Origin of the sequence: Shewanella sp. HL-SH5 (assembly GCF_051163755.1) — a bacterium.
In the GTDB taxonomy this organism is placed as follows: Bacteria; Pseudomonadota; Gammaproteobacteria; order Enterobacterales; family Shewanellaceae; genus Shewanella; species Shewanella glacialimarina.
On the sequence record NZ_CP195038.1, the window covers coordinates 1,416,261 to 1,437,351 of the forward strand.

At 40.9% G+C, this 21,091-nt stretch carries 20 protein-coding genes and 1 riboswitch; of the genes, 16 read left to right on the top strand and 4 right to left on the bottom strand.

What is annotated here, in order from left to right:
• Window positions 1-154 precede the first annotated feature (154 nt).
• The 5 genes from nirB (at window position 155) to ACRWQM_RS06135 (ending at window position 7,551) form a co-directional block, all read left to right on the top strand.
• On the top strand, window positions 155-2,773 hold the full coding sequence (gene nirB, locus ACRWQM_RS06115; protein ID WP_434931584.1) for a nitrite reductase large subunit NirB: 2,619 nt from the start codon (window positions 155-157) through the stop codon (window positions 2,771-2,773).
• On the top strand, window positions 2,770-3,105 hold the full coding sequence (nirD, locus tag ACRWQM_RS06120; protein ID WP_434931585.1) for a nitrite reductase small subunit NirD: 336 nt from the start codon (window positions 2,770-2,772) through the stop codon (window positions 3,103-3,105). Before nirB ends, nirD begins: the two co-directional genes overlap by 4 nt.
• A gap of 1 nt (window position 3,106) precedes the next feature.
• On the top strand, window positions 3,107-4,573 hold the full coding sequence (locus tag ACRWQM_RS06125; RefSeq protein WP_434931587.1) for a NarK family nitrate/nitrite MFS transporter: 1,467 nt from the start codon (window positions 3,107-3,109) through the stop codon (window positions 4,571-4,573).
• A gap of 333 nt (window positions 4,574-4,906) precedes the next feature.
• The gene (locus ACRWQM_RS06130) at window positions 4,907-6,658 is read left to right on the top strand and encodes a protein kinase domain-containing protein (protein WP_434931986.1); all 1,752 of its coding nucleotides are present in this window, start codon (window positions 4,907-4,909) and stop codon (window positions 6,656-6,658) included.
• A gap of 260 nt (window positions 6,659-6,918) precedes the next feature.
• Window positions 6,919-7,551: a LuxR C-terminal-related transcriptional regulator gene (locus tag ACRWQM_RS06135; RefSeq protein WP_434926570.1), complete on the top strand. Its 633-nt coding sequence runs from the start codon at window positions 6,919-6,921 to the stop codon at window positions 7,549-7,551.
• A gap of 126 nt (window positions 7,552-7,677) precedes the next feature.
• On the opposite strand, the gene ACRWQM_RS06140 is transcribed toward ACRWQM_RS06135, so the two are convergent.
• Window positions 7,678-9,441, bottom strand: coding sequence for a M61 family metallopeptidase (locus ACRWQM_RS06140; RefSeq protein WP_434931588.1), 1,764 nt, complete (start codon window positions 9,439-9,441; stop codon window positions 7,678-7,680).
• Between the two features lie 175 nt (window positions 9,442-9,616).
• On the opposite strand from ACRWQM_RS06140, the gene hinT reads away from it, so the two are divergent.
• The 10 genes from hinT (at window position 9,617) to ACRWQM_RS06190 (ending at window position 17,482) form a co-directional block, all read left to right on the top strand.
• Window positions 9,617-9,970, top strand: coding sequence for a purine nucleoside phosphoramidase (gene hinT, locus ACRWQM_RS06145; RefSeq protein ID WP_434931589.1), 354 nt, complete (start codon window positions 9,617-9,619; stop codon window positions 9,968-9,970).
• Window positions 9,970-10,482, top strand: a complete 513-nt coding sequence (locus ACRWQM_RS06150) for a PaaI family thioesterase (protein WP_226414713.1) — start codon at window positions 9,970-9,972, stop codon at window positions 10,480-10,482. Before hinT ends, ACRWQM_RS06150 begins: the two co-directional genes overlap by 1 nt.
• Window positions 10,475-10,963, top strand: coding sequence for a PaaI family thioesterase (locus ACRWQM_RS06155; protein WP_434931590.1), 489 nt, complete (start codon window positions 10,475-10,477; stop codon window positions 10,961-10,963). The genes ACRWQM_RS06150 and ACRWQM_RS06155 overlap by 8 nt, the downstream gene beginning before the upstream one ends.
• A gap of 22 nt (window positions 10,964-10,985) precedes the next feature.
• Window positions 10,986-11,381, top strand: a complete 396-nt coding sequence (locus tag ACRWQM_RS06160; RefSeq protein ID WP_434931987.1) for a YcfL family protein — start codon at window positions 10,986-10,988, stop codon at window positions 11,379-11,381.
• Between the two features lie 141 nt (window positions 11,382-11,522).
• Window positions 11,523-11,647: riboswitch (TPP riboswitch) on the top strand.
• 59 nt (window positions 11,648-11,706) lie between these two features.
• Entirely contained in the window at window positions 11,707-13,908 is a 2,202-nt protein-coding gene (locus tag ACRWQM_RS06165; RefSeq protein WP_434931591.1) for a TonB-dependent receptor, read from the top strand.
• A gap of 115 nt (window positions 13,909-14,023) precedes the next feature.
• The gene (locus ACRWQM_RS06170; protein ID WP_434931592.1) at window positions 14,024-14,284 is read left to right on the top strand and encodes a hypothetical protein; all 261 of its coding nucleotides are present in this window, start codon (window positions 14,024-14,026) and stop codon (window positions 14,282-14,284) included.
• Window positions 14,285-14,289: 5 nt separating this feature from the next.
• Window positions 14,290-14,958, top strand: coding sequence for a nicotinamide riboside transporter PnuC (gene pnuC / locus ACRWQM_RS06175; RefSeq protein ID WP_434931593.1), 669 nt, complete (start codon window positions 14,290-14,292; stop codon window positions 14,956-14,958).
• Window positions 14,951-15,997, top strand: coding sequence for a phosphotransferase (locus ACRWQM_RS06180; RefSeq protein WP_434931594.1), 1,047 nt, complete (start codon window positions 14,951-14,953; stop codon window positions 15,995-15,997). The genes pnuC and ACRWQM_RS06180 overlap by 8 nt, the downstream gene beginning before the upstream one ends.
• Before the next feature lie 192 nt (window positions 15,998-16,189).
• Entirely contained in the window at window positions 16,190-16,789 is a 600-nt protein-coding gene (locus ACRWQM_RS06185) for an HvfX family Cu-binding RiPP maturation protein (RefSeq protein WP_434931595.1), read from the top strand.
• A 144-nt stretch (window positions 16,790-16,933) separates the two neighbouring features.
• Window positions 16,934-17,482, top strand: coding sequence for an NAD(P)H nitroreductase (locus ACRWQM_RS06190; RefSeq protein WP_434926563.1), 549 nt, complete (start codon window positions 16,934-16,936; stop codon window positions 17,480-17,482).
• 260 nt (window positions 17,483-17,742) lie between these two features.
• On the opposite strand, the gene ACRWQM_RS06195 is transcribed toward ACRWQM_RS06190, so the two are convergent.
• Together ACRWQM_RS06195 and ACRWQM_RS06200 are read right to left on the bottom strand one after the other, a co-directional pair.
• Window positions 17,743-17,943 carry a hypothetical protein gene (locus ACRWQM_RS06195; RefSeq protein WP_434926562.1) on the bottom strand — a complete coding sequence of 67 codons (201 nt, stop codon included), beginning with the start codon at window positions 17,941-17,943 and terminating at the stop codon, window positions 17,743-17,745.
• Window positions 17,944-18,157: 214 nt separating this feature from the next.
• Window positions 18,158-18,829: a glutathione S-transferase gene (locus tag ACRWQM_RS06200; protein WP_434931596.1), complete on the bottom strand. Its 672-nt coding sequence runs from the start codon at window positions 18,827-18,829 to the stop codon at window positions 18,158-18,160.
• Window positions 18,830-19,037: 208 nt separating this feature from the next.
• Between ACRWQM_RS06200 and ACRWQM_RS06205 the strand changes: the two genes are divergently transcribed.
• Window positions 19,038-20,051, top strand: coding sequence for a rhodanese-related sulfurtransferase (locus tag ACRWQM_RS06205; RefSeq protein WP_434926560.1), 1,014 nt, complete (start codon window positions 19,038-19,040; stop codon window positions 20,049-20,051).
• Window positions 20,052-20,153: 102 nt separating this feature from the next.
• Here the strand turns inward: ACRWQM_RS06205 and ACRWQM_RS06210 are convergent, their stop codons facing one another.
• Complete coding sequence (locus tag ACRWQM_RS06210; RefSeq protein WP_434931597.1) at window positions 20,154-20,939, bottom strand: hypothetical protein; 786 nt, start codon at window positions 20,937-20,939, stop codon at window positions 20,154-20,156.
• Between the last annotated feature and the right edge of the window lie 152 nt (window positions 20,940-21,091).

Below are 21,091 nucleotides of genomic sequence, written 5' to 3' on the forward strand. Positions count from 1 at the left end.
TGATAATGAAATTGTTTTTGGCATGTAGTCTGCAACATCAATATCAGTAAAGGTTTACATTAAAAATTGGGTTTTATTATGGCAAAGGCGCCAACTTCTTAAACGAAGTTGGCGCCTTTTGTTTTTAATAAACCAAGGCATGAAGGAGCCGCATATGGCAGTCACAAAATCTAAGTTAGTTGTCGTGGGTAATGGCATGGTTGGTCATCATTTTATTGAACAATTGTGTAGCCTGGGGCTGAATAAACAATTTGATGTACATGTCTTTGGTGAAGAGCCTCGCCCGGCATATGACCGGGTGCAATTATCCAAGTATTTTGAAACCGGCACAGCCGACTCTCTTATGCTAACCAGTGCGCAAGATTATGCTGATTGGGGTATTAATTTACACCTTAATACCCAAATTACCGCCATTGATATTGCCACTAAAACACTCACCAGCGCGAAAGGCGAGCAATATCAATATGACCGTTTAGTTCTGTCGACAGGCTCATTTCCATTCGTGCCACCGATCAAAGGCAACGACCGTCAGCAATGTCTGGTTTATCGTACCATTGAAGACCTACAAGATATTCAAGCCGCAGCCAACAACAGTAAAGTGGGCGTGGTCGTCGGCGGTGGTTTATTGGGGCTTGAAGCGGCCAATGCCATGATGCAGTTAGGAGTAAAAACCCATGTGGTTGAGTTTGCACCGCAATTGATGCCGGTTCAGCTTAACGACAAAGCCGGTGATTTGTTATGTAGCAAAATTGAGCAGCTCGGGGTGAGTGTTCATACCTCTAAAGCGACTACTGCAATTATTGATGGTGAAACCGCATTGCATCGAATGACATTCAGTGATGAATCATATTTAGAAGCCGACATGATCGTGTTTTCTGCCGGTATTCGTCCGCAGGATGCATTGGCAAGAGTGTCCAACATTAATATTGGTGAGCGCGGCGGCATTGAAATTGACGATTACTGCTTAACCTCAGCACCTGATGTTTATGCCATTGGTGAGTGCGCTTTATGGCAACAAAAAATATTTGGCTTAGTCGCGCCGGGTTATCAAATGGCCCGTGTTGCGGCATCGCATATCGCCGCATCGGTATCTATTTTAGAACCTAAAAATAAAGCCGCTAGCTTTACCGGCGCCGATATGAGCACCAAACTAAAATTGCTGGGTGTAGATGTTGCCGCAATTGGCGCTAGTCGTGGTTTTGATAATGCACAGTTTGTCGAGCTATCTGATAATCAAGCGGGTATTTACAAAAAACTCTGGTTAGATGAAACCGGCAAATTTTTAAAGGGCGCCGTGCTGGTGGGCGATAATAGCGACTACAGCCGTTTATTAGAGGCTTATTTATCGCAGGATGAAATTATCGGCTCAGCGGTTGAGTTGTTATTAGCGGGCGCAGAATCTGAAGCAGATTTAAAAGACACTTCAATAGTGTGTTCATGCCATCAGGTGACCAAAGGCGATATTGTCGATGCAGTGAAAGCCGGCAATCATAAAATGGCTGAAATCAAATCATGTACTCGCGCCGCATCGGGTTGTGGTGGCTGTGCACCTATGGTGCAAAAAATTATTGACCAAACATTACAAGCGCAAGGGCTAGATTTTAATGCGGGAATTTGTGCTCATTTTGATCATGACCGTCAAGCCTTGTATCACCTTTGTCAGGTAGAAGGCATTAATGATTTTGAGACCTTAATGACCTTGCATGGCAAACCTTCACCCCAAGGTCACACCTATGGATGTGATATTTGTAAGCCTGCAGCAGCATCCATTTTTGCCAGTTTACAAAATCAATATGTACTAAACCAAGACAATAGCCATGTGCAATTACAAGACACTAATGATGCGTTTTTAGGTAATCTGCAAAAAGACGGCTCTTATTCAATTGTGCCGCGCATTGCTGGCGGTGAAATTACCCCTGCCAAACTTATCGCTATGGGGCAAATCGCGCAAGATTATGACCTATACACCAAAATTACCGGCGGCCAACGTATCGATATGTTCGGTGCGCAGTTATCGCAATTACCTGAAATTTGGCAAAAACTGATTGATGCAGGTTTTGAAACCGGTCATGCGTACGGCAAATCTTTGCGCACGGTTAAATCTTGCGTTGGCAACACATGGTGCCGTTACGGCGTGCAAGACGCGATTGGCTTAGCGATTGATTTAGAAAATCGCTACAAAGGCTTACGCAGTCCTCATAAATTAAAATTTGCGGTATCAGGTTGTACCCGTGAGTGTGCAGAAGCCCAAAGCAAAGACATTGGTGTAATAGCAACTGACAAGGGTTGGAATTTATATGTTGCCGGTAATGGTGGTATGCGCCCGCGACATGGTGATTTATTTGCAACCGATTTAAGCACAGCAGAGCTATACCAATATATCGATCGAGTATTGATGTTCTACGTAAAAACAGCCGATAAATTACAACGTACTTCAACGTGGATGGACTCGTTAGAAGGTGGTTTAGGCTACTTAAAGTCGGTGGTTATTGATGATGCACTAGGTCTTAACACTGAGCTTGAAAAACAAATGGACAGCATTGTCGCCTCTTACCAATGTGAGTGGAAAACCAGTCTTGAACAGCCATCATTCCTAAGCCGCTTCAATGAGTTTGTTAACCCGGCAGATGCCCCTAAAGCGGACACTTCAGCCTATCAACGCATACGTGAACAGCGTTTTCCCGCCATTAAAGATGCAGGGGCAGGGATTATCGCTATTCGCGATATTACTGATGTGCAAACAAACGATATCACTGAGGAGGTTGTAGCATGAGTTGGATAAATATTTGTGATGAAACCAGTCTGCCCCAAGGTTCTGGGGTCGCTGCATGGGTAGGGGGTAATGCGGTTGCCATTTTTAACCTAGGTAAAGATGGCTTATTCGCATTAGACAATGTTGACCCAGCATCAGGCGTGAGTCTGCTGGCAAGAGGATTGATTTGCGAAATGGAAGGTGAACTTTGCGTGGCCTCGCCGCTTTATAAGCAGCATTACAACCTGGTGACAGGGGTTTGCATTGAAGATACCAATTTGGTGGCCAGTCCATTTGAAGTCAAAACCGAGCAGGGCAAAGTCTTTGTTCTCGCAAAAGTATCAGGAGTTTAATATGAGCGCAGAAAAATTTAACCTATTTTCATTTACGGGCAAAATGAAAGTATTGCACTTGAGCTGGATGGCCTTCTTTATCACGTTTGTAGTGTGGTTTAACGCCGCGCCTTTAGTGAGCGTGATTGCGGATAGTTTGGGCTTAACGAAAGATCAAATCAAAACCCTATTAATTTTGAATGTGGCGTTAACTATTCCGGCGCGGATTATTATCGGCATGGTGACTGATAAATATGGTCCAAGGTTAACCTATTCAGCGTTATTAGCCATTTGTTCTATTCCGTGTTTTATGTTCGCGGTCGCAGATACTTTTGAGCAGTTAGCGTTAGCACGTTTTTTAATTGGCTTTATCGGTGCAGGCTTTGTGATTGGTATTAGGGTAGTAAGTGAGTGGTTTCCCGCTAAAGAGCTGGGCACCGCTGAGGGCATATATGGCGGCTGGGGTAACTTTGGCTCTGCGGCGGCGGCCTTTACATTACCAGCTGTTGCGTTAGCTTTTGGTGGTGAAAATGGTTGGCGTTATGCTATCGCCTTTACCGGGTTAATGAGTTTGGCATTCTCTTTTGTGTATTATTTTAATATTACCGACACACCTAAAGGGTCAACTTATTTTAAACCCAAAAAAGGCGGCGGCTTAGAAGTCACCAGCAAAGGGGATTTTGTGTTATTGATTATCATGAAAATCCCTATGTATGCCACGCTTGCTTTACTGGGGTGGAAGCTATCTCCAGCAGGCGTCAGCATGTTTACCCAAGACATCACTAACCTCATTTATGGCGCATTAGTTGTAATATTTATTATTGACTATTACCAGACCTATCAAGTCAATAAGCATATTTTTAGCAGCGAAGTGCCAGAGTTTGAGCGTTATGAGTTCAAGCAAGTGGCGGTGCTGAATGTGTTGTATTTCACCACATTTGGCTCAGAGCTAGCGGTAGTGTCTATGTTGCCATTATTTTTTGCTGAAACCTTTGGGTTAGGTATGGCGCAGGCGGGTATGGTGGCGTCAAGTTATGCCTTTATGAACTTAATGTCTCGCCCAGGTGGTGGTTGGTTAAGTGATAAGTTTGGTCGTAAAGTTACCTTACTTATTTTAACTGCGGGGTTAGCGATTGGTTATTTCTCGGTCGCGCAAATCGATTCAAGCTGGAATTTGCCTGTGGCGGTAGTGGTGGTGATGGCATGTTCGTTCTTTGTACAAGGTGGTGAAGGGGCAGTATTTGCCGCAGTGCCATTAATTAAGCGCCGTTTAACCGGGCAAATAGCTGGAATGACAGGGGCTTATGGCAACGTTGGCGCGGTATTTTTTCTAACGGTTTACTCTGTGGTATCGACGCAAATGTTCTTCTATGTTATTGCGGTAAGTGCCATATTTGGCTTTATCACCTTATTATTTATGAATGAGCCTAAAGGCCACATTGCTGAGGTGAATGAGCAAGGTGAAGTCACTTTAATCAGTGTTAGCTAATGGCCAAAAGTGTAACGTGATTAACTCGCCGTAAGTCTATTTAAGATTAACGGCGAGTTTTGTGCTTATTGATGTGAATGTACTTTTTTGCTTTTATTTTAGTGACATCGTTTTTGTCATGCTAGTAAATCACGCCAGCCAATCAAGTATGAGAATAACGGCCGCGATAAATTTTATAATGCTTGGCTTTAAATAAGGTGCGGGTAAGACGATATGATCAAACAAAGCGCTGAACCACCCACGCAACAGACGTTAGTATCGCCATCAGAAGTGTTGGTAACATTAGCAACATCAGCAACAGCAAGTAATCAAGAGCCAGCTAACACTGTGTTGATGTGTTCCGATGCAGAGCAACTTCATATCCATGTAGGTCAAGCGTCAGACAAAGGGATTAAAGCGGCTAATGAAGATGCAATTGGCATCCGTATTCCCTCGGGATTAATGCTGACCACCAAAGGAATTGTCACGGTTATTAGTGATGGCGTAAGCACCGCAGAAGGCGGTGCACAGGCATCAGCCATCAGTGTCAGTAATTTTATTAGTGATTATTATTCCACGCCTGACACCTGGAGTGTGCAAACCTCAAGTAATAAAGTGCTAACAGCATTAAACCGTTGGTTATATGGGTTAGGGCAAGATTATCGAGATGCTCGTCGAGGTTTTGTGTGCACCTTTTCTGCACTGATATTCAAATCGTGTACCGCTCATATGCTGCATGTCGGAGATTCTCGAGTGTATCGACTGCGAGCCGGTGAGCTGGTTAAACTCAGTCGCGATCACAGTACCAGCGTCAGTGAGACCCAGCATTATTTGACCCGAGCACTAGGGATGGACGTTAAGTTAGAGGTCGACTATAAAGCCATTTCGTTACAGGTTGGGGATGTGTTTTTACTGACCACAGACGGCATTCATGATGTACTCACTGACTATGAAATTAATCAATACCTAGATAAACACATTAGCCTGCACCCGCAATTATTAGATGAACAATGTGAACAGTTTTGTCACCAGTTAATGGCAAAAGCACTCAGCGCGGGAAGCAAAGATAATGTCAGTGCGCAGCTGTTGTGCATCGACCGTTTGCCCAATCAAGAAATCGATGACGTTTATCAACGGCTGGCCAGCAAACCTTTTCCACCGCCAATGGATATAGGGATGAAACTTGATGGATATCAAGTGACCCATATTATCCATCAGTCGCAACGCAGCCAGGTTTATCGGGTAATAAATAGCGAGGGTAAAGCTTTTTGCATGAAAACCCCTTCGGTCAATTACCTTGATGATGCCGCCTATATTGAGCGATTTATGCTAGAAAGCTGGGTGGGTAATCGTATCAATAATAACTATGTGGTTAAAATAGCCGAACAAAATAGACCCAAATCCGCATTGTACTATTTAACCGAATTTTTAGATGGTGTGAGTTTGTCACAGTGGTTAGTACAGCATAGAAAAGCCTCAGTAGAAGAGGTACTGCGGCTGGTTAAGCAGATGGAACTCGGCATCAGAGCTTTTCATCGACGTGAGACATTACACCAAGATTTAAAGCCAGATAATATCTTTATTACCCGCCAGGGTGGAGTAAAAATTATCGATTTTGGCTCATGCTTTATTAAAGGTATTGCTGAAATTAGCACGCCATTAGTGCGCGATAATATCTTGGGTACTGCAGATTACACAGCACCAGAAGTGATATTAGGTTACCAATCAGATGGCCGAGCAGACTTGTTTTCGTTAGCGGTAATCACCTTTGAAATGCTTGCCGGTGAATTGCCGTTTAAAGGTCAGCTATGCAAATGTCACAAGCGAAATGATTTTTTAAAACTAACTTATGTCAGTGTACATAAATTGAATCCTATGGTGCCAGAATGGATGGATTCGGTCCTCAAAAAAGCCATGAGTATTGAACCCAGCTTTAGACAAGCCGATACCTGTGAATTTATCCATCAACTACATACCCCTCAAATACATAAAATTACCAAAGCTAGGGTACCTTTTATCGAAAAAGATCCACTTAAGTTCTGGCAAATAGTATCAATTATGCTGTTTCTGTCATTGCTTGCGTCTTTGTTCAGCAAATTTTTATAGTAATAAAGAGGGAGTGAACCTATTTAAGTTAATGATAGTTCTAGCTGTTATTTATTGTTTTTTAACTTTATCAATAATTTACGATTTAGTTTGTTGGTTTTTTGATAGCGTTAGATGTTTAAATATAAACAAAAGTGACAACTCTACTCTTTTGGCTAATATTTAATGTAATACTAATTTGTTACTTTAGTGCTTTAGCGTTTCATCTAGACTGATGAAACGGCACTGTATGTTAATCAGTTTACAAGGAGAGTTAAATAATGTTTAAAGTAGCCAACTGGATGCTGGTGTCTCGCTCGCATTTATTAATGGATTTATTGACAGTAAGATGGCCACAAGAGTTTTTAGTTAAATTAACCTGTGCACAGCCAGGTAACATGGCCGATTTTCTTGCGGTGCAGAAATGCAGTTTAGTTGTTTTTGATTTGTCGACTATAGATTTACAACAAACTTACCAATTACAACGAGTGATTGAACGGGAGTTAACTGAAACGAAAACCGTGTTTATCAATTTTCCTAAGCAAGTTGATGCAAGATTTTTAATAAACCCTAAGACTACATTAGGCGTTTTTTATACTGATGCAACATTAACCAATTTAGGTAAAGGGCTTGAAAGTATTTTAAAAGGCCAAAGTGTTATTCCTGCTGATTTACGTGTTGATTCCGACAATGTAGACAATGAAAATGATATTGATAACCTCACCATCAGAGAGCGTGAAGTATTACAGGCATTATTATCTGGCAATACTAACCTTGATATAGCCAATAAATTATTTGTCAGTGAATCAACTATTAAGACCCATTTGTACCGCGCATTTAGAAAAATTGGGGTATCAAGCCGCGGTCAAGCAATTGCATGGGCTCAAACTCATGTTCACGAGGTGATGGTTTAGGGATAACTCATGACTGACTTAATTAGCCTAGAAGATATCGCATACAATACGATACCTTCTAGGGCTAAGCTTAAGCACTTTTTTTTAATCAGTAGGCGCTAATATTTAAGTACTAAGTTATTTTATCTATTGAGATAACCATAGTTTGACTAAATTTTTATCTTTAATCTTTAGCATCACAGTATCTTTTACAGCAGCTTGAATTATTAAGTCACCTTGCATTAATTCATCGCGTCTAAACCAATGCAGTTTAATCGACTCATTAATAGGGTAGTGTTGCAGTTGTTGCTCAAATTGACCATTTACTTGTAAATTATCAGCGGCTATTAATAAGTCGCCAGCACTTAAACCTGCCTGATGAGCTGGACTATCCTGGGTTACGGTAAGTATTTTTAAGCCTAAGCTTTCCGCTTTAACACGGGCACCAAATCCAATTTTAAAGCCCTTAGCTTTGCTGCCGCCAGTATCACTGCTGCCTTCACTGCTTCGCAGGCTCATTTCAACGCCCACTTTAGCGAGTAAATCAGCTAATGGCAGATCATCTGTGTTGTATAAAAAGCTGAAAAGATCATCACAATTACGCTTTAATAATGATTCAACAATGCGTTGATGGCTTTTGTTATCGGTGCCTTTTTCGGTTAAACCATACTCTTGCCATAAAATGCGCATCACATCGTCCAGGCTTTTACTACCCTGGGTTTCAAGCCTTAAGGTTAAGTCTAACAGTAACGCAAATAGCGCCCCTTTAGTGTAATAACTGACAATAGCATTGGCGGCATTTTCATCTTGTTTATAAAACTTTGTCCACGCATTAAAGCTTGAGGAAGCTAAACTTTGTTTAAAGCGGCCTTGACCACGATAAACCCGAGTCATAGTTTCACTCAATAAGGTTAAATAGCTTTCTTGATCGATACAGCCACTGCGATAAGTGATTAAGTCATCAAAGTAAGAGGTAATACCTTCATAAGCCCATAATTGCTCAGTGTAGCTTTCTTGGGATAAATCAAACGGGGTAAACTTTGCCGGCTTGATGCGTTTTACATTCCAGCTATGGAAATATTCATGGCTGCAAAGGGATAAATAGGTGCGATAGCCTGTTTCGACTTCACCTTGTTCACTTTTAGGTAAATCATTGCGTGAACACATTAAGGCAGTAGAAGCTTTATGCTCTAAACCACCAAAGCCATTATCTAATACCGTGGTCATAAACACATAGCGTTCAAACGGAGCAGGGGTATCAAAAAAGTGAATTTGGTACTCGCAAATTGCTTTTAAGTCTTGCTTTAAACGGGCCATATTAGCGCGATGCTTTCCACTTAACACAATATCGTGTGGTACGCCTGCTGCGACAAAAGTATCAATGGTTAAGTCGCCCATTTCAACCGGATGATCAATTAAGTCCTGGTAATTTTCAGCGGTAAACTCGCCAAAACCAAATTGTTCACCCGCTGCGCGTGTCATGCTGGTCGCCACTTTCCATTGGGCTAAGTCATTCAATGCTGGTGGCGCTATCGTAACCTGTTGAGGGTGATGCTCTAATCCATTGGCAGCGAGAAAAACTGAACTACCATTAAAAAAGCCATGATTAGTATCAAGGTGAGCTGTACGCACCGATAAGTCCCAGGCATAAATTTGATAACGCAAGGTAATCGTGGTTGATTGATTATCCACTTGCCATGTTTGTTTATCGAGTTGCGTAAAGCCAATCGGCGCATCATTTTCATCAAAAAATTGAATGTCGATGATGTTCTTAGCAAAGTCACGGATCATATAACTGCCCGGTAACCAGGCAGGTAAGCTGAATATTTGATGCGGCTGAGCATTATTCAATGTGGCGGTTACGGCAAATAAATGGGCTTTGGGATCGATGGCATGAATGTGATGATGCATAAAAGGTCCAGTCGCTAAAAACGATAATGAACCCATGCTGCCAAAATTGCCGGGTTTACGCAAACGACTACAATGAAAAAGCATCATTAGCGGTTATATTTATTGAAAAATACTATAAACTTAAGCCTATCCACATTTTGTCATTCAACATGGCTACCGCAAAAAGGACAATCAAATGGCTGAAGAAACCATTTTTAGCAAAATTATTCGTCGTGAAATTCCTGCTGATATTCTTTATCAAGACGATTTGGTTACTGCATTTCTTGATATTTCACCGCAAGCACCGACGCATATTTTGATTATTCCTAACCATTTAATAGCGACTGCAAATGATGTTAAAGCGTCTGATGAGTTAGCTTTGGGTCGAATGATGACTGTCGCGGCCAAGCTTGCCGATGAAGCAGGCATTGCCGAAGATGGTTATCGGTTGATCATGAACTGCAATAAACATGGTGGCCAGGAAGTGTACCATATTCATCTGCATTTATTAGGTGGTAAGCCGCTTGGACCTATGTTGAGCCGCGGCTAATGAAAATTAATTCTGATTTTTTCCCGTTAACGGAAGTGGCAACCCGATTTGTTAATCAATTAGCCCAGTGCCGTCGATTAGGCTTGTCGGTTAAAGAAGCCAGCGAACACCATGTACTTATTGAACTACCTTATAGTCAAGATATTATCGGTTATCCAGATACCGGTGTTATTCATGGCGGCGTGATCACCACATTGATTGATACAACCTGCGGCACTGCGGTAGTGTGTGCAATTTTAAAAAAATATCAAACCTTAGAAATATCACCCACATTAGATCTACGTGTCGATTATATGAAACCGGCTGAGCCGCACAAAGCTGTGTATGCGTTTGCTGAATGTTATCGATTATCCTCTAGCGTAGCCTTTACCCGTGCAATCGCTTATCAGGACAGCATAGATGAGCCTATTGCCCATGCCGTTGGCACCTTTATGCGTATCAGTCCTGAAATGGTCGGCGAAGAGTTTCGCCAGGCATTAATGGGCAATTTACCGGAGGCCAAACATGACTGAATCTAAAATCTTAGCGAACAAAGCCGATATGCCAGACTCTTCAGCCTCACTGGATGTGAGAGATGTGGTAAAACGTGCGATTGAACTGAATGACTACAGTTATTTGCTGGCTAAAGTGCCGTATTCACAATTTATTGGTATGTCGGTAGAACGATTTGGCGACGAAATGGTGTTTAAATTACCCGCTAAGGATGACAATATAGGTAACCCTATATTGCCCGCTATACACGGTGGGGTAATAGCAGGTTTTATGGAAATGTCGGCAATTGTGCAATTAATGGTGTTCATGCAAGCCAAAAAGGTGCCTAAAATTGTCGATTTCTCCATTGACTATTTACGCGCAGGTTTACATCAAGATACCTTTGCAGAATGTAAAATTACTCGCCAGGGACGAAGAGTCGCGAATGTGAGTATTAATTGTTGGCAAACCAATAGAAAGCAGTTAATTGCCACTGCTAGAGCACATTTTTTGATTGAATAAATGAAGAGGCTTTGCAATGAATATCAAAAAGTTAACGGGTTACTTCGTATTATCTGTAAGTTTATTATTGTCAGCCTGTGCAAATCATACAGCGGGTATTTCAGTTAATTCACAAGGCGAAGTACGAGTCGACAATAGTACTTTTGGCCGACAAGTGTCAGTGACTAATGTAAATGAGCGCCAGAGCGCAGATTTAATTCAAGCAGCGGCACAAATCAATAGTTTAGTGGCAACAGATTTACGCCTACAGTATAAATTCACCTGGTTTGATGCCAGTGGTTTTACCATTGAAGATGAAGCCACTAGCTGGAAATCACTCAAGCTACACGGCAAACAACAAATACAAGTTAATGCGGTTGCCCCTAATGCCACAGCCACTCGGTTTGAAGTGTATATTCGCCAGGCATTTTCAAATTAACCGATAACTTATCTAAACAGCTGTTTAGCTTTTAAGATGAGTAAAAATCCACGTTTTTTAAGCCAGCATTTGCTGGCTTTATTTTTAGTCAGAAAAAAGTATTAGTTTTGCCTGCTAGCGAGCTAAATTTAAGATATAATCCCCTCCGCCAAGGGGTGTTTTACTGGTTAAATTTTATATTTAATTGGAAAACTGAGATATCAAATGATGAACCCTTAGAACCTGATCCGGCTAATACCGGCGTAGGAATGGGCCACTTCGATCTCATGGATGTGCACTTCTTTATCGCTACTTGCCGGATCTCAAACTTAATATTTGAGGTCCTATGCTTCCTGTAAAAAATATCTTCCCAGCAAAATCATCACTCGCATTAGCTGTTCTTACGGCACTTTATGCAACCAATGGTCTTGCCGCAACTGAATCTATTGAGCGTATCGCACCTGAATCTGAAAAGATGGAAGTGATTGTCGTAAATGCAGATTTCAGCAATATCAGTCTTGATAAAATGCCTTCAAGTGTCACGGTTATCGATGCCCAGCAATTAGAAGATGAAGGCGCGCAGCATTTTGAAGATGTATTAAACTCTATTGCTAACTTTAACTGGTCGGGTGGTAGCTCACGCCCAAAATACTTCCAAATACGCGGAATTGGCGAACAAGAGCAATATCAAGGCGCGCCTAACTCATCGGTTGGTTTTATTGTTGATGATATCGATTTGTCAGGTCTTGGCATGGTGTCAAGCATGTACGATATGCAACAGGTTGAAGTATTACGTGGTCCACAAGGCACACAATACGGCGCCAATGCATTAGCGGGTTTGATCTATCTTAAAAGTAATGACCCAACAGACACTTTTGAAAATGGCGCCAAAGTCAGTTTAGGTGATGATAATCTGCAAACTTTTTCAGGTTTTAGCTCTGGTCCTATCACGGATTCAGGAAAGCTACTTTATCGAGTGTCGCTTGAAAAGCATGATCAGAATGGTTATAGAAACAACAGCTATTTAGGCCGTGATGATACCAATCAACGTGATGAATTGACCACCCGAGCAAAATTACGTTGGTATGCCACCGATGATGTACAGGCAGACTTCACCCTGTTACACGCCAACTATAACAACGGTTATGATGCATGGACATTGGATAATAATGGTTTTGATACCCTAACGGATCAACCCGGTATTGATAATCAAAAAACCACTGGCGCAGGGCTAAAACTGTCGTTCACAGGCGCTAAATATTTTGAATTAACCTCATTAACCTCATTTGCACAAACTGATCATCAACATGGATACGACGGTGACTGGGCTAATCCTGCTTATTGGAGCAGTAAAACCTGTAATGAATATGATGATAACTGGAATGTCACCGGCTCAGCACCTTGTGTTTACGATTATACCTGGAACAAAAAGGGCGATCGTAACACTGTATCGCAGGAGTTTCGCTTCACATCAAACCAGGCAAGTCGTATTTTTAATGACTCAACTGACTGGTTAGTTGGCGTGTATGCCATGAACCTTCAAGAAGACAATGATTTATATTCTGAATATAACACCTGGCCAGATGAAGTACTGCAATCAAGCTATGATGCATCTAATTTCGCGGTGTTTGCGCAACTTGACAGTCATTTAGGTGACGATTACTTACTGTCTAGCGGATTGCGCCTTGAGCGTCGCAACAGTGAGTACTCTGATACTAATAATGACAATTTCAAGCCTTCTGAAGACATGTGGGGCGGCCATATAGCCTTGTCTAAATCGCTTAATGCTGCACACAATGCTTATGGGAAAGTCGCGCGTGGCTACAAGGCGGGTGGTTTTAACATGACTTTACCGGCAGAGTTGGCTGATAAAAAACAATTCGATACTGAAATTTTATATAACTACGAGTTGGGTCTTAAGTCTGTGTGGTTAGCGGGGGCAATTGATACTAACTTTGCGCTTTTCTTTATGGACAGAGAAGAGCAACAAGTTGCAGCATCATTACAAGATCCTGAAAATCCACAACGCTTTGTGTTATTCACTGAAAATGCAGGCAGCTCAAGTAACTACGGCGCCGAACTTGACTTGAATTGGTACGCGACTGAAAATCTGCAAATGTACGGTAGTTTTGGCTGGTTAGAAACAGAATATGGCGATTATAGCTACCAGGATAAAAATGGGACTATTGTTGATTTATCTGGACGCGAATTAGCTCACTCTCCCAACTTTACTTACAGTGCTGGTGTGACTTATCTTGCTGACTCCGGTTGGTTTGCCAATATTAATACTAGTGGTAAAAGTGACTTCTATTATTCAGACAGCAATGACTCTCAATCTGACGCTTATAACATAGTCAATACTCGCCTAGGTTATGAAACACCAACCTGGTCGGCCTATTTGTGGGGTCGTAATGTGTTTGATGAAAACTATGGCGTACGTGGATTCTACTTTGGTAACGAACCCGATACAGATTGGGCTGATAAGCAATACATTCGTTACGGTGACCCACGTCAAATTGGCGTAACTTTCGACTATAAATTTATGTAATTTTTCGTGAAGCTCATTTGCATCATATGTTGATATTGGACCTTGTTAAATGAGCTTAACCATTGCGACGGTTTGGTATTTCCAGGCGCCGCAAAATACTATTTGAGGGGCAATAATGAAATTAACTGCAGAAATTAGCATGTATCCATTTAATGAAAATTACCTAGACCCTATTAAGTGGTTTATAGGCCGTGTTGACAGCTATAGCAATATTGAGCGAGTAACTAATGCTATGGCAACACAGATATGTGGAGAGTATGGGGATGTTATGTCGATGCTGGCGATTGAAATGCAAGCGGCACATGGTAAGTGGGGCAAGGCGGTATTTGTATGTAAGTTTATTGGTGGTGAACTTAATTTAGCCCACAGTGAGTAATGTTTATGTTTGAATTTAGCCAAACAATAAGCCAGGCCTTCAATGAAATGAGTGTGATGACCGCCTGGGAGGCCGTTGCAGTCATTTTAGCCGTGGTGTACCTAGCATTAGCCATGCGCACCAATATTTGGTGCTGGGCAGCGGCGTTTATCAGCACGGCAATTTATACGGTACTTTTCTGGAAAGTGTCTTTGTTAATGGAGTCAGTGCTTAATATTTATTATATGGCGATGGCTGTTTACGGTTATTGGATGTGGATGCAACAGCCGAGTAATAGCCCGGAGCATGCTATTAATGACAGTGGCTCGGCCATTGTTAGTTGGTCGCTTAATACGCATTTCATGTTGATTACTGTGACATCAATAATATCAATTATTGTGGGTTACTTTATGGCAACCTACACCCAAGCATCATTTCCTTATCTAGATTCTGCCACTACCTGCTTTGCCGTAATGACCACTTTTTTAGTGGCTCAAAAGGTGCTTGAAAATTGGTTTTATTGGATTGTTATCAATACGCTATCAATTTATTTGTACTTTAGTAAAGGCTTGATGCTGACAACTGCACTGTTTGTACTTTATGTCTTTATGGCTGTGGTGGGATACTTTATGTGGCGCAAAACATGGCTTGCAGAAACAGATTCAAATTCAGAGCCACTCTCTCAAAATGGTTGAATTAGAAACATTGGTTGCTCAATCAGCGTTAAACTTACTTCCTAATGACGTGGTCAGCTTGCTGCTCAAGCTTGTACCTTCGAACCAACTGGAAAAACTGGCTAAGTATTGCATCAGCGTTGAACACTTGTCAGCGGGATTGAGTAACCAAAATTATCTGCTTAAATGCCAAATTGAACAGATGCAAAAATCACAAGTGTTAAGAGTGAACCAAGTTGATGCTGTGTGGTGCTCTCGTCAAGATGAAGTCGCTAGCTGGCGTCAAGCACAGCAGATAGCAATAGCCCCTAAATTACACTTTTACAGTGATAATTATGAAATTTATCTCAGTGACTTTATTGTTGAAACCACACCTTGGCATAAGGCTTATCATGAGTATGGTGTAAATACTCCTCGCGAGGATGAGATACTCATAGGTACATCAAACTCACAACCTGTAGAACAACTATTTGAAGTATTAAAAAATCTATCAACTTTGCCTTTACCTGAAAAAAAGGTGAGCTTACTGCAACAATGGCACGAGTATCGGCAGCAGCTTATAGCCTCTTACCCGCAGGAAACCGCCGAATGGCAACACTATTTCAACCAACTCGACGACCAAAGCGACATGGTTAAGCAGTGGTTTAATGCATTAGAGGAATGTTTAATTACACCGACTTTTTGCCACAGAGATTTAACCCCCTTTAACCTGCTATTGGATATTCACGGCTATCAAAACAAAGGCTTAGCAAGATTAATGTGTATTGATTTTGAATATGCAGCCACCAGTCATCCTCTTTTTGATTTAGCGTCAATATTGGCAACCCACAGTTTATCAACGCAACAAACGGATACTTTGTTACAAGCCTACTTTCAATGGCAAGCAGAAACTGCATCTCCTTCACTAAACACTAATGCCCCTAAATGCGTAGCATATGCGATAAATTGTTATTGGCTATTTTGTGCGATGTGGGCTTTATTGATGGCAAGAAATACCTGCCAAAACTTCTTCCCCTTGTATCATAGGTACTTTTCATTAATTGATTTCAGCTATCCTTAAACGAAAATTTAGACAGTAAGTTAATCAATATTTATCATAAGCATTGCCAGATAGTGCTGAATTTGGGTTTAAATACCTCTGTGTTGAAATATTATTGCCTTATACAGGGTCTTATTTAGCCATACCCATTTACATAATATTTCTGACATAGTTAAAGTATTAACAATGTTGTTGTTTAATAAAGGAAGCCAGATGCAAACGTTATTTTCTCTATACCAAAAGATACTTCAAAAACTGTCTCATTTTGATGGTCTCGCCGCACTAGCATTAAGAATTTATCTTGCACCAGTATTGATGCAAGCTGGATATAATAAATTGTCTCATTTTGAAGATACCGCGGCCTGGTTTGGTAATCCTGATTGGGGCCTTGGTTTGCCCATGCCTGAAGTGATGACTGCTTTGGCGGCTGGAACTGAACTTTTCGGTGGATTTTTGTTGCTTATGGGATTAGCCACAAGACTTATTTCATTACCTTTGATAGTGACAATGGCTGTGGCAGCTTTTGCGGTTCATTGGCAAAATGGCTGGTTAGCGATTGCTGATGGCAGTTCATGGCTAGCTAATGACAGTGTGCTAGAAGCGGGTGAAAAACTCGCCGCCGCTAAAGCTATTTTACAGCAACATGGTAATTATGAATGGTTAACCAGTTCAGGTAACTTTGTTATTTTGAATAACGGCATTGAGTTTGCGATTACCTATTTACTGATGCTTTTGGTATTACTGTTCATGGGCGGAGGGCGTTACGTCAGCGTCGACTATTATATTCAGCGCTTTCTGGCTAAAACGGTATAAGCAGTATTCATGGCATACGTATTTATCACATTAGGCGAGTTTAATTCCAATTAAACCCAATTAAAGCCAATGCAAATATCCCACCAAACAGGTGGGATATTTGTTATTATCAGCCTAAATAAAGCCATCGCTAGGATAAAAACGTTGAAAGCATCAGAACTATTATTAACTCGTCAGTCTAGCCCAAGATTGACCACTCCAGCGCCAACGACAGAGCAGCTGGACTTCATTCTTAATGCAGCCGCTCGTGTACCTGATCATGGTGGGTTAACGCCATGGGAGTTTATTATTGCCCAAGATGATGGTCTGACTCGCCTTGCTGAGATTTTTGTCAGCGCCGCAAAAAAATCGCAAGCCGATGAAGCGCTTATCGAAAAAGCTGAAAAAATGCCATTTAGAGCGCCATTGGTTATCACTGTGGTCGCAAAAACACAAACTCATTCCAAAGTACCAATTATAGAACAGCACATAGCAGCAGGGTGTGCAACAATGGCGATGCAGCAGGCAGTGTTTTCTCTAGGATTAGGCGCTGTGTGGCGTTCGGGAGACTTTGCTTTTGACAGAAACGTACATCAAGATTTAGGCTTGAATGACAATGATCAAATAGTAGGCTTTTTATATATAGGTACGCCAACAGTAACAGCACCAATAAAGTCATTGAAAGAAGGGCGTCAATTTGCGCGCTTTTTGTAGAGGATACATTCTAGTGCCTGTTATCAAATAGGCACTAGCTATATGACAGTTTTATCTGTGTTGAATGTATGTGTTCAATTAGCCTATGAGGGCATACATTTCGGCGATAAAATTAAATGATATTGTTAAGCCGTTGTCACTTTCAAGTATCAAACTCAAGATAAAAAATTTACTTCAAAAACTTAACCAAAAGAAGTGAAGCTTTAGCACTTAAACTGTAAAACTTAAGCTATAAAGGTAAGGGGTATCAAATAACCCTTTTATTCAAGAGACTCTATCGGCAATGAGTTTTGAAACACATAATAACCGAATGGTCCCATCACTAAGCTTATTCCACTCCAAAACCAGCGTTTATTACTGCTTATTTGCGCATGCGAGGTAATCGCACGATAACAAAATAAAACATGTAATAGCATCAGTGTAACAAGCAGTATTGCTAGCGTAATATCCATATTGTCCATGTCATTTTTCCTTTGCGTTATGCAATGACTTTTATTAAGCATAATGGTTAATTGTGAACTTGCTGCAAAATAGTTAAAAATCCATCTTAATACTTAGCTGTATTATGTGCAGCAAGCTAATTTACCTTAAGTTTGCTCTAAATAAAAGAGCCTTAAGTTATTAAAATTTAAATTATTTTTTAGTATTACTTAGAACTAATACTTAGTAACTATTTCATTGTTGCTTTAGCGGGATCGATTTTTTTTCATCTAACCAAAGTGGGTATTTAATCATCACTTGTTTAAATAGATCACTGTTAACTAGCGCTGATAACCATTGCTGTACTTTAATATATTCACAAGACTCAAACCATTTATGATCAACCGCTGCAAATTGTCTAATAAAGGGAAAAATAGCGTAGTCAGCAAATGTCGGACTGTTAGCAAATAAAAATGTTTGTATATTAAGTTTGTGTTCAAGCTCTTGGACAAATTCTTCAGCCTTGAGTCGATAGGCTGATTGACTCATTTGTGGGTGTCTGTCGGCATATTTATATTTATCTAACCAGGGTTTGAAGTGGTTATCATTTTTATAAACCAGTGCTTGCTGCTCTTCAGAGTGAATACTTTGAATAACTAGTTGATATTGAGTTTTATCCAAATATGGACATGTATCGAGTGGATAATGCCTAATCGCAAATTGGAAAATATCTAAACTTTCTGCAATGGTGTGCTGTTGATAAGCTAAAACAGGCACAGTTGCTTTTGCTGAAATAGCTAACATTTCAGCAGGCTTGTTTTTAAGCTCAATTTCACGCACATCGGGATTAAGTGTACTTAGGTGTAGTCCTATTCTTGCACGCATAGCGTAAGGACAACGACGAAAAGTATACAAATAATTTATCATGCTAACCTGAGTAGAAATCATTAAATAGAGCAATATTCTATCGTAAAAGATCAAGACTGAGGGGTAAATGACACAGAAAAGACGATTGATGGATTAATAACTGTTTTTTTAGTGTGATTTAGTTATAATTCCGGCCGTTTTTTGGCCTCGACACACAATTTTTTAATCACAATGCACTGGAAATGAAGTTCCAGCTAGCGGAGATCTTATGTCTACTACACCTACACCAGCAACTACATCTGAATTTGTGGTGTGCGCTCTTTATAAGTTTGTTGCTTTACCTCACTTTGAAACCATCAGGCAGCCATTGCTTAGTGTCATGGAACAACATGACGTAAGAGGCACATTGCTGTTAGCCAGTGAAGGCATTAACGGAACGGTAGCCAGCAATAAAGAAGGCATCAATGCTTTACTCACCTGGCTAGACTCACAGCCCGGCTTAGATAATATTGTCACTAAGGTCTCTTTCGATAATGAAATGCCTTTCTATCGCACCAAAGTTAAACTGAAGAAAGAAATTGTTACTATGGGGGTCGAAGGCATCGACCCACGCAAAGTAGTCGGAACCTATGTTAAGCCTAAAGATTGGAATGCACTTATTTCTGATCCTGATGTATTACTCGTTGATACTCGTAACGACTATGAAGTGCAAATTGGTACTTTTGAACACGCGGTTAACCCAGTAACAGAAACATTCCGTGAATTTCCAGCATACGTTAAGCAAAATCTTGATCCTGCTAAGCACAAGAAAGTGGCTATGTTCTGTACCGGTGGCATCCGCTGTGAAAAATCAACCGCGTATTTGAAAGAGCAGGGCTTTGAAGAGGTTTATCATCTGGAAGGGGGCATTCTTAAGTATCTTGAAGAAGTTCAGCCAGAAGACAGCTTATGGAAAGGTGAATGTTTTGTTTTTGACAATCGTGTTGCTGTGAATCATGCGTTAGAGAAAGGTCAATATGACCAGTGTAACGCCTGTCGTATGCCTATTACGGAACAAGAAAAGCTGTCTGCTGCGTATGAGCAAGGTGTTAGCTGTCCGCATTGTATTGACAAGGTGACAGACGAGCAGCGTCAACGTTTTATTGAACGTGAACGCCAGGTACAGCTTGCTACGCAACGTGGTGAGGTCCATATCGGCAGTGACGTGAATCAAGTGATTGAAAAGCGCCGACAAGACAAAGAAGCACTAAAGAAAGCACAAGAGAAACAAAAGCAAAAGTAATGATTATTTAAAATCATAAAACAAAAAAGCCTCAATAAATGAGGCTTTTTTGTTTCAGTCAGTAGTGGTTATTAACGGTTATTCAGACAAGAATACAGCCAATTACCATTTTTTCTTCCGCTGAAATAACATATCTAAATCGTCTTCGTCATCATTCTTCTTCGGTTGCGGAACCGCAGGGCCTGAGTTTTTCTGCGCACCCATAATTTCATCTAACAACTGTTTTGCTTCATCTAATTTTCGGGTTATAAAGGGGTCGTTAGGCGTTTGGGCTTTAATGAGGTGCAATGTAGAAAGGGCTTTAGTCACCATTTGCTTACTCGAACCATATTGCTTCATGTAGCATGCCGCGCGTGCACGGGAAATCATCGACTCCACGTTAATACGTTGCTGTAAGCTGTCAATTCGCATTTCTTCTGCGTTGAACACAGATGGATCAACTTTTCCCTTATTATGCTCGGCACGTAATATAGCTTTTAGCTTTTTTAAGGTTTTTACTAGGTCTAATACTTGTCGATCATTATCAGGTAAGCGAAAGTTCTCAACCGGAGGTACTTGAGGGGTCGAACCAGAAATACTGCTAATTTGGCTGTTTATGTCGCTTAAACGACGCTGGTAATCACCCAGTAATTGGCCTGACGCATACGATATAGATTGTTCGAGTGCATCTTGTATTCGTTTATAAAGAACTAAGATGATATGGCTAGAACAAGATGCCGCTCCTGAGTTAGCTAAAACAGCTTCAGTTTCATCAATAATAGCGCGATGACGAGAGACTTCAACTCTTCGCTCTGCTTCAGCTCGTTCTTTTTGTTGTTGAACAATACTGAAGCCAATAATGAGTAGCAGTAGAGCGCCAATCAGCATTAATATTAGAATTAAAGACATAGGTTTTCCATGTTGTCATAGTTATTGCGTGTACAGCATCTAAAAACAGTTAGAGGCAACACGAGTCTATTTGTTGTTTTAATAATAGATGAATAGCAAAACCAAAATTAATATATATCTTAGCGTAAGTTATGCCTACTGTCGTTGAAAAC

Excerpts from the sequence above, each read along its gene's own strand:
- nirB (WP_434931584.1), top strand. The coding sequence starts at position 155 with ATGGCAGTCACAAAATCTAAGTTAGTTGTCGTGGGTAATGGCATGGTT.
- nirD (WP_434931585.1), top strand. The coding sequence starts at position 2,770 with ATGAGTTGGATAAATATTTGTGATGAAACCAGTCTGCCCCAAGGTTCT.
- ACRWQM_RS06125 (WP_434931587.1), top strand. The coding sequence starts at position 3,107 with ATGAGCGCAGAAAAATTTAACCTATTTTCATTTACGGGCAAAATGAAA.
- ACRWQM_RS06130 (WP_434931986.1), top strand. The coding sequence starts at position 4,907 with ATGTGTTCCGATGCAGAGCAACTTCATATCCATGTAGGTCAAGCGTCA.
- ACRWQM_RS06135 (WP_434926570.1), top strand. The coding sequence starts at position 6,919 with ATGTTTAAAGTAGCCAACTGGATGCTGGTGTCTCGCTCGCATTTATTA.
- ACRWQM_RS06140 (WP_434931588.1), bottom strand. The coding sequence starts at position 9,441 with ATGCATCATCACATTCATGCCATCGATCCCAAAGCCCATTTATTTGCC.
- hinT (WP_434931589.1), top strand. The coding sequence starts at position 9,617 with ATGGCTGAAGAAACCATTTTTAGCAAAATTATTCGTCGTGAAATTCCT.
- ACRWQM_RS06150 (WP_226414713.1), top strand. The coding sequence starts at position 9,970 with ATGAAAATTAATTCTGATTTTTTCCCGTTAACGGAAGTGGCAACCCGA.
- ACRWQM_RS06155 (WP_434931590.1), top strand. The coding sequence starts at position 10,475 with ATGACTGAATCTAAAATCTTAGCGAACAAAGCCGATATGCCAGACTCT.
- ACRWQM_RS06165 (WP_434931591.1), top strand. The coding sequence starts at position 11,707 with ATGCTTCCTGTAAAAAATATCTTCCCAGCAAAATCATCACTCGCATTA.
- ACRWQM_RS06170 (WP_434931592.1), top strand. The coding sequence starts at position 14,024 with ATGAAATTAACTGCAGAAATTAGCATGTATCCATTTAATGAAAATTAC.
- pnuC (WP_434931593.1), top strand. The coding sequence starts at position 14,290 with ATGTTTGAATTTAGCCAAACAATAAGCCAGGCCTTCAATGAAATGAGT.
- ACRWQM_RS06180 (WP_434931594.1), top strand. The coding sequence starts at position 14,951 with ATGGTTGAATTAGAAACATTGGTTGCTCAATCAGCGTTAAACTTACTT.
- ACRWQM_RS06185 (WP_434931595.1), top strand. The coding sequence starts at position 16,190 with ATGCAAACGTTATTTTCTCTATACCAAAAGATACTTCAAAAACTGTCT.
- ACRWQM_RS06195 (WP_434926562.1), bottom strand. The coding sequence starts at position 17,943 with ATGGACAATATGGATATTACGCTAGCAATACTGCTTGTTACACTGATG.
- ACRWQM_RS06200 (WP_434931596.1), bottom strand. The coding sequence starts at position 18,829 with ATGATAAATTATTTGTATACTTTTCGTCGTTGTCCTTACGCTATGCGT.
- ACRWQM_RS06205 (WP_434926560.1), top strand. The coding sequence starts at position 19,038 with ATGTCTACTACACCTACACCAGCAACTACATCTGAATTTGTGGTGTGC.
- ACRWQM_RS06210 (WP_434931597.1), bottom strand. The coding sequence starts at position 20,939 with ATGTCTTTAATTCTAATATTAATGCTGATTGGCGCTCTACTGCTACTC.